The organism is Sodalinema sp. (assembly GCF_046483825.1).
Classification (GTDB): Bacteria; Cyanobacteriota; Cyanobacteriia; order Cyanobacteriales; family Geitlerinemataceae; genus Sodalinema.
This window is the reverse complement of the sequence record NZ_JAWOCL010000117.1, coordinates 1-3,887: the sequence shown is the minus strand read 5'-3', so window position 1 is coordinate 3,887 and position 3,887 is coordinate 1. Positions and strand designations below refer to the sequence as shown.

Here is a 3,887-nt window from a genome sequence, read left to right as displayed (position 1 = left end):
GGACGCAATGGCTGGACCCACCAACGGCCTGAGATTGAATACTATTAGCATCCACCGGGAAGAGGGGGAACACGTTGCCATTGCGCATCATGGCGGCAAAATAGTTTTCAATCTCAGGCCGTTGGTGCGTCCAGCCATTGCGTCCCTGTTCCAAGGCCCCCGCCGTAAACAGGGTAATCGTGGCTGGGGTGGGACGGCGCAATTCTGCCATCGCTTGGGTCACCGTTTGCCAAATGGGTAAACCATTGACGACAAAGGACTCATAGGAACACCACAGGGTCCGTCCGCCAAACAGGGCTTGTCCGGCGGCTAACCCGGCACAAGCATCTTCACTCAAGGGTTCATAGACTTGACCCCCCGGCTGTTGAAAATAGATGTCGTCGGTAGTTGGGTGAATGATGTTGAGGGCAATGTTGATATTGTTAATCCCCGAGGCGGCATTCCCGTCAGCGTTGGTGACAACAAAATCGGGGTCCTGTTTACCCACATAGCCGACGAGTTCACCCATGGCGGTGGTGGCCACCTGTTTATCGCCGCCGACGGGAAACTCATTCAGGGGCAGGGTTCCTAACTCGGGCAAGTCCCGTTCAAACTCGGTGACGACGGTTTTGGAGGCAGCCCCACCGCCGGCCCGTTCGTAGTTGGTCCGCACTAATTGCCAGGCTTCGGGGGTGAGGGCGCGGGCTTGTAGGGCGTTGGCGATATAGTCTTTTTCGACGGTATCTCCGGGATAGAGGTTATGGGATTTTGCGCCTCGTTTGTGAACGCCGGCCCCTTTGAGTTGTTTGACAATCAACACCGTCAGGGTTCCGTTGAGGGCAGACTGGGCGGCGTTGTGGACGGCTTGGAGTAGGGCTTGGGTGAACTCTAGGCGTTTCTCTAGGGAGAATTGGGTGCTGTCGACGTAATCGCCGGGCTGGTTGGCGTCGTCGTAGTCTTTGGCGTCGATGAGGATAATCTCTTGGAAGCCGTTGCCGGACCAATACTCCCGCATTTCGGTGTTGGTTTTGGTGGAGACCATGCTGTGGTGTTCTTGGCTATAGCCGTTCCAAACCAAAATGGGTAGAAAGTTGGTGACGTTGGGGTAGGAGGTGTTGAAGTGACCGAAGCTACTCATGACGTAGGGTTCGCCGATACCGCCGTCGCCGATGGTGACGGGGAAGAGAACGCCGGGGTTGAGTTTGGCCCCGGCCATGGCGAAGTGTTGCCCTTGTCCGAGGGGTCCGGCGGGGTTGAGGAGGCCGGGGATTTGCCCGGAGAGGTGACCCAGGAGGCCGTGGGTTTCCCGGAAGCGATCGCGCAGTTGTTGGACGGTGCTGATGCCCATGTCTTCCAGGGAGCGATCGAGGAAGACGTTACTGTAAAATCCGGGGGCGTGGTGTCCGACTTCGGTAATGATGTTTTTGTAGCCCAACATGACCAGGGCGGCGATCGCATCGGAAATACTGGCAAAGCCACCAGGATGACCAGAGGCTTTACTGGAGGTCACTTGTAGGGTCAAATAGCGCAGGGCATCGGCGGCCAGCAGGGTTTGATAGGCGGCGGCTTTGTCCCTGAGGTCAGCAATGGCTGTTGCACCTTCGGCAATGGCAGGCTGGCTGCCGTAGGTCTCCCAACCGGGGAGACTCTCGGCAAAAAAATGAATACCTTGACAAAAATCAGGGGCTGTGCTAGGAGCGGACGGGGTAGCTGCGGTCATAAGGAAATGCTTATTTATAAAACTTGGCAATCTTAAAGGACATTTTAGCGGCTTTTGTAACTTTAACAACTGTTTTGTTGTTCAACTAGGGGCAAGAAATTCTAATCTGAGACATTAAAAATTCCGTGAATTAAGACAATTCCCAGGGCCGACAAAACTACGCTAATGAGGAGAATCCACCATTTTTGCGGGTGGTAGGTGTCGAGTTCGATCGCCTGGCGGATGTCAAAATAATTCTTAGTGGCGATCGCCACCATCAGTAATCCTAATAAACAAGCGATCAGTCCCAACAGCCAACTCTGACGCACCCCCAGCATCCCCTCGGGGAGAATCTCATCAATGCGGGCCAGGACAATTCCCAATCCCATCAACCCCAAGGCGGTTCGCATCCAAGCCAGATAGGTGCGTTCGTTGGCGAGGTGATCTCGGGTTCGTGAGGCGGACTTGGGGGAGGGAGATTTGGGATCTGAGGTCATCGGTGAAGCCACTCCAGCAGAACAGCACGACATTGTAAACAGGTCAGTTCCGTTAATAATGTCGCGATACCCGCTTCAGTGCAAGGATAGGTCAGCAGGCCCGGCGACAGAGTCCCAGGCTGAACGTCAATCTCAGCCACAAAGCCAAACAACCTTTGATTGGAAAATGAGCTATTCACGGGCCAACCCTGGTCATTGAGAGGCGTTAGGTCTAGGATTTGCTCAGGAGTTAGGTCCAATTCCCGCCCGAGAATCCCCTGAGCCGCTGTTTCGGGGGTCATTTTGGGGGGGATGCGTCCGCCGGGGAAGTCGAGGCTGACTTGGGCGATACCGGGGCGATAACTGGGGGGAGGAAGCAGAAACTGACCTTGGGCCTGGGTGACAATGATGGCGGAGTCGGCTTTTTCAACTCGCCAGTAGTCTAGGAGGCGATCGCGATCGTCTCGCAACCGTTCACCAATGAGAGTGAACCAAGGCGATCGCATCTGCAAGAGTTGTTCAAGGGTTGTCCAAGATTTTGCCACAGCCACGCCTCCTCAGTTCTCGATCGCGAGTTTAAACAAACACAAACAGCGTCACCACAATTTGCAAACTCAACAATAACGGCCAATAGATTAGTTTGGGCAGAATATTGTTGTTATATTGCAACAGCGCATTCTCCGAGCCTTTGGCGACCATGATGGCATTAAAGACAACCACCAAAATCATGATGTACAGCACAAAGTAGAAGTACTCAATATAGATGATACCCCCAGTTGCCAACTGACTGCGAAGATTGATTTGGTCTAAAATCAGGATAAAGGAAAAGCCTCCCGACGCGCCAATGACCCCCGAAGCACTAAAGCCGAGTTGGTTATCACCCGTCTTGTAGCGGACTAGGTATTGAACCCCAAACAACAAACCTGACACCACAATGACGCGCATCATTTTAGTAATGATAACCGTCAAGAGGTCTCGCTCTAAATCCACTTCAAAATAGAGTTCTGGAAAATCTTTGACCTGAGTTTCTCCCATGAAGCCAAAGTTAGAGTTGTAGCTGTTGAACCGGTAGCGAAAAAAACTATGTTTGATGTTCCAACCCGGTAGCACCATATTTTCAGAAACCTCCAGCCCCGGAAGCGAGAGGGGAACCATCAAGTCATAGGCTCCTAGATCCGGCGTCAAAATTACATTCGAGGCAAAGTCTTGAGGCCAAATTCGCAACCAACCCTGTTGATTATCAAAGGGATATTTACTATAATCAAATGTTTGGCGCAGGGTTGCCTGAAAATACCAACCAATTAACTCCCCATTCGGTAAGTCTTGGCGGTAAGCTTCTTGACTGCTAAAGGCGATCGCTTCAGGTAAGACAAAACCCCGTGCAACTCCTTCATGAATCTCGTCATCATAGCGTTGCCAAATATATCCCGTCACGAAGAAATCATTGGCATTTTTGAACTCCATCGACTGAAGAAACACCCCAGTCGGCAAAAAGATCGGCTCAGATAGTCCCTGTTCAATTTTATTTTCACGTTGACGGCTTAAGAATTGCTGGAGACTCGTTTCGGTGACTAAGGGAGGCGTTGTATCCTGAACCACCTCAACTTGCTGAATCTCCAATAGCCAGATGGCGAGAAGTCCCAAGGCTAACACTCCCGACACCGACATTGAAAGCAGCCAAAGTTGTGATATGTGATCGCGATGGGGAGGTAACGCCACCACCAAGGCTAAAA

Annotated in this window: 4 protein-coding genes; all 4 read right to left on the bottom strand. The window is 52.2% G+C overall.

Going from position 1 to position 3,887, the window contains the following annotated elements; translation table 11 throughout:
• Positions 1-1,699, bottom strand: a 1,699-nt coding sequence (locus R6U67_RS07375; protein WP_410251942.1) for a phosphoketolase, incomplete at its 3' end; no start/stop codon positions are given.
• Positions 1,700-1,800: 101 nt separating this feature from the next.
• On the bottom strand, positions 1,801-2,175 hold the full coding sequence (locus R6U67_RS07370) for a YidH family protein (RefSeq protein ID WP_410251941.1): 375 nt from the start codon (positions 2,173-2,175) through the stop codon (positions 1,801-1,803).
• Entirely contained in the window at positions 2,172-2,699 is a 528-nt protein-coding gene (locus tag R6U67_RS07365; RefSeq protein WP_410251940.1) for an NUDIX hydrolase, read from the bottom strand. The genes R6U67_RS07370 and R6U67_RS07365 overlap by 4 nt, the downstream gene beginning before the upstream one ends.
• Positions 2,700-2,730: 31 nt before the next feature.
• Positions 2,731-3,887: hypothetical protein (locus tag R6U67_RS07360; protein ID WP_410251939.1), on the bottom strand; the 1,157-nt coding region annotated here is incomplete at its 5' end.